Source organism: Bacteroides sp. An269, from assembly GCF_002159755.1.
Lineage (GTDB): Bacteria > Bacteroidota > Bacteroidia > Bacteroidales > Bacteroidaceae > Phocaeicola > Phocaeicola intestinalis.
Window position 1 is genome coordinate 1 of the sequence record NZ_NFJG01000196.1, and the last position, 3,384, is coordinate 3,384.

A 3,384-nucleotide genomic window follows, 5' to 3' on the forward strand; every position below is an offset into this window, starting at 1 on the left:
AATGGGGCGTATGGCAATCATCTGTTCGTCACTGGTGGCAATGATGTCCACGTTGTTCACTCTTACAATGGTCTTTGTTTCCATAATGCTGTTTTGTTATTGATAGGTTGGTAAATCGTCGGGGAGGTTTGGAGAATCGAACTCCATCGGGTCGAAGTTTACACGCTACCCAAGTCGTGCCTAAACCTCCTTGTTTTTCAGCCTGTTGGCTATACCCGAAAACACACCGCGGTGCGTAGCCAGATACATAGCGGTACGATGGCAGTTTCAGCGCGGTGAAACCGCTCACGAAGCGCGGTGCGTTGGCAGGCGTACCGCTATGCGTTTTCCGGGGCAGTACGGAAAGCCCGGTTTTCGTGCTATTTCAGTCCGTTTTCGTGCCAGTAGGTTATCATTTCCGCCACGCTGCCGGTCCGCGTCTTCGCCTTGATGTTTTCTCGGTGGCGGTTCACCGTGCAGGGCGAGATGTGCAGCTCATCGGCAATGGCGTCCGCCGTCAGATTGGCTGCTATCAGGCGGAACACTTCCATTTCGCGCTCCGTCAGCCGTGTGTCCAGCTCGGGCTTGCAGATTACCCCCTCGTACCGGCATTCGCCCCGAAGCGGGCAGCGAACCTCTTCAAACTGCAGTTGTCCCCGATAGTTGATGTCCAATCGGTATTGGTCATATTCACCGAAGTTGCATCGGATAAACCGGTGTACTACACGGTATTCGTAGTATGTCCGGTTCATCGTGCTTTTGCTATACAATTCCATTAGTGCGGCATGTGCTTTCGGGTAGCGGTCGCGGATGATGGCAAGCAGCTCCGAAATGATATCCCTGTCCGCCTCGCGAAACGGCCGGGCGGGCTTGCCCACCTCCTTCAGCATGATGTCGCCGTCGGGGGTGTTGTAGAACTCCAGGTTGGCAAAGGGCACGCTGCACATCTTCCGGTCAGTTTACAAAAAGTTCGTCAAACAGTTCCCGCTCCAGCGGGCGGAAGGTCTCCGTTCGCAACTTGTAGTAGAACGTAATGATAGACATGCCGCTCCGGCGCAGGTATTCGTCCCTCCGGCGCAGCTTTTCCTTCTCAGGCAGTTTGTCGTAATGGTATCTGAGTACCATTTTTCCCGGTTTCTCGCTCATTTCTTTCATTGTTATCATGATTGTTATCAATTTTACACCGCAAACATAAGCAATATATTTCATATAATAAAACTTATTATGGAATATTTTTCAACTTAATGTAAAACTATTCCATAACCGTTTGAAAATCATTGTATAACTTTCAAGCATGAGAACGAAGAAAGATTATCCGCAGCACCCTGTCATTCAGAACCTTCGCAAAATCATGAATGACAAAGAATTGAAGCAAGAAGCCGTAGCCTCGTATGCGGGCATCGACCCCTCGCAGATGAGCAAGGTGATGAAAGGCGAAGTGCAAATCAGTCTATGGCAGCTTTCAAACATTGCCACCGGATTGGGCATGGAGCTTATCGACCTGTTCACCTACCCCGAGAAGTACGTCCCGGCAGAGAAGCAGGACGAAAACGTGACGGCGATGCTCACCATCCAGCTCCGGGGAGAAAAGAAAGAGAAAGTCCTGCGCGCGGTGTTCGGCGACAAGAACCTGAAATTGTTGGATATAAAATAAAAGCCAATGCTATCGAACAGAATCATAATACCTAAAGATTAACTTATATGACGGACTTTTTCAGAATCAATTTACCCTATGGGATGCAGCGGAACGATAAAGGCGAATGGTGCTTTTTCAATCGTGAATATACTTATTTAGGAAGTAAAGAGCGTGTAACGATAGAAGAGGATTCTCCTTTTTATTGTCATTATGAAGGCATAACAGACAAACTACTGGAAGATTTGGCGGCAGATTCTTCTTCGATTACCCGTAATGAGAAGAATGAGATTGTACGTGTCTGGTTTTATGGCGATGCAACGAATCCGTCCGAGGAAAAACTGGATGCAGAACTATGGGATATGTATCAAGGAAAATTAAAAATTTTATGTAACCTGAAAAGAGCAATGTAAGTTATGGAAGAAAGATTTAATATGGAGAAATCTTTAGAAGAAATGGGATATGCCACGCAAGAGAAAGAACGGGAGTGCCTGTCTGTCAAGGGAAGTATCGCCATTTGGTATGCCGTAGACACCTTTCTTGATGAATTGGGAAGGCCTGCAGGCTGTGTTATAGAAAACAAAGGAGCAAGGGTTTACGAAGGGAAAATGCCTGAAAATCAGGATGCTCTAAATCGCTTGTTGGAATCCCTTCATATCCTTTAGTTAACAGACAAAAATCGACAGAAACAGGCAGTAAACAAAAACCAGCGTCGTACTTATTAAAGAATCAGGCCTTTCATGACGGACTTTTAATCCCGCTACCCCGACTTGAGTCCTGATTTCGTTGGAAATCAGGACTTTTTTATTTGGTAAATGTCTGTAGAAAAATTGAATATTTGTTCATAAATGTTTTTCTCTGTAACTTCATGTAGATTTAGAGTTTCTGAATCAGAATTTCATCACAATCTTCATAGAAGGTTGCAGCGATGCCATTGAGAAATTCAGAACGGTTTCTCTGTATCTCACTTTTTTGTATTATCTTTGTGCCGCAATAAATATATTTATATTAGACATGGAAAATAAATACATCACTGTATCATACCGCCTTTACGCAATGAACGGCGGAGAAAAAGAACTTATCGAAGAAGCACCTGCCGCACATCCGTTCCAGTTTATTTCTGGAATCGGATATACGCTTGACCGTTTCGAAAAAGAAATTACTGCCTTGGAAAAGGGGGCCGACTTCAGTTTCACCATCCCTTGTGCCGAAGCATACGGCGAGCGTGATGAGGACAATGTGCGCCAGGTATCGAAGGCGATGTTCTGCGATCCCGATGGGAATTTTGATAGCGAGAATATTTATCCGGGCAATATCATCATGCTGAACGACAACGAAGGGCATCGCTTCTATGCCAACGTGGGCGAAATTACCGATGATAAGGTAGTAATCGACTTGAACCATCCTCACGCCGGTAAAGACCTGATGTTCGAGGGTAAGATTATTGAGATGCGTCCTGCCACGAATAAAGAAATCGAAGAAATCGTGAACGCCATGAGCGGAGGATGCGGAGGACATTGCGAAGGTTGTGGCGGAGGATGCGGTGAAGAAGGGCATCATCACCACGATGAAGATGGGTGTTGTGGAGGCGGATGCGGACATTGTCATTAATAGTTTTTGAGTTTCACCACAAATTAGAAGCTGTTTTGAATTTATCGTGCGCTGATTTGGGATGAGTTTTTGAGGCATTTTCGCTTTTGTGATGAGGAAGATAGCGGGCTATCTGACGAAGAACAGGAGCGAAAAAGACCAAAAAATCGCCCAAAGCACAC

General features: G+C 45.8%; 6 protein-coding genes. 4 read left to right on the forward strand and 2 right to left on the reverse strand.

All coding sequences use genetic code 11. The features are described 5' to 3' along the window. Nucleotides 1-359 precede the first annotated feature (359 nt). Nucleotides 360-926, reverse strand: a complete 567-nt coding sequence (locus B5F71_RS19010) for a helix-turn-helix transcriptional regulator (RefSeq protein WP_206423872.1) — start codon at nt 924-926, stop codon at nt 360-362. Between the two features lie 7 nt (nt 927-933). Beyond that, complete coding sequence (locus B5F71_RS19015; protein WP_241148663.1) at nt 934-1,143, reverse strand: hypothetical protein; 210 nt, start codon at nt 1,141-1,143, stop codon at nt 934-936. Nucleotides 1,144-1,273: 130 nt separating this feature from the next. On the opposite strand from B5F71_RS19015, the gene B5F71_RS19020 reads away from it, so the two are divergent. The 4 genes from B5F71_RS19020 to B5F71_RS19035 all read left to right on the forward strand — a co-directional run bounded on the left by B5F71_RS19020 (nt 1,274) and on the right by B5F71_RS19035 (nt 3,223). Beyond that, entirely contained in the window at nt 1,274-1,633 is a 360-nt protein-coding gene (locus tag B5F71_RS19020) for a helix-turn-helix transcriptional regulator (RefSeq protein WP_087213457.1), read from the forward strand. A gap of 47 nt (nt 1,634-1,680) precedes the next feature. Continuing rightward, nucleotides 1,681-2,025 (forward strand): hypothetical protein, encoded by a 345-nt coding sequence (locus B5F71_RS19025; RefSeq protein WP_087213460.1) that lies wholly within the window; start codon nt 1,681-1,683, stop codon nt 2,023-2,025. A 21-nt stretch (nt 2,026-2,046) separates the two neighbouring features. After that, complete coding sequence (locus B5F71_RS19030) at nt 2,047-2,277, forward strand: hypothetical protein (protein WP_143269949.1); 231 nt, start codon at nt 2,047-2,049, stop codon at nt 2,275-2,277. Nucleotides 2,278-2,626: 349 nt separating this feature from the next. Further along, entirely contained in the window at nt 2,627-3,223 is a 597-nt protein-coding gene (locus tag B5F71_RS19035) for an FKBP-type peptidyl-prolyl cis-trans isomerase (RefSeq protein ID WP_022040108.1), read from the forward strand. Nucleotides 3,224-3,384 lie beyond the last annotated feature (161 nt).

Bases quoted from the DNA above. Each gene is read 5' to 3' on its own strand.
- B5F71_RS19025 (WP_087213460.1), top strand. From the start codon at position 1,681: ATGACGGACTTTTTCAGAATCAATTTACCCTATGGGATGCAGCGGAAC.
- B5F71_RS19030 (WP_143269949.1), top strand. From the start codon at position 2,047: ATGGAGAAATCTTTAGAAGAAATGGGATATGCCACGCAAGAGAAAGAA.
- B5F71_RS19035 (WP_022040108.1), top strand. From the start codon at position 2,627: ATGGAAAATAAATACATCACTGTATCATACCGCCTTTACGCAATGAAC.
- B5F71_RS19020 (WP_087213457.1), top strand. From the start codon at position 1,274: ATGAGAACGAAGAAAGATTATCCGCAGCACCCTGTCATTCAGAACCTT.
- B5F71_RS19015 (WP_241148663.1), bottom strand. From the start codon at position 1,143: ATGATAACAATGAAAGAAATGAGCGAGAAACCGGGAAAAATGGTACTC.
- B5F71_RS19010 (WP_206423872.1), bottom strand. From the start codon at position 926: ATGTGCAGCGTGCCCTTTGCCAACCTGGAGTTCTACAACACCCCCGAC.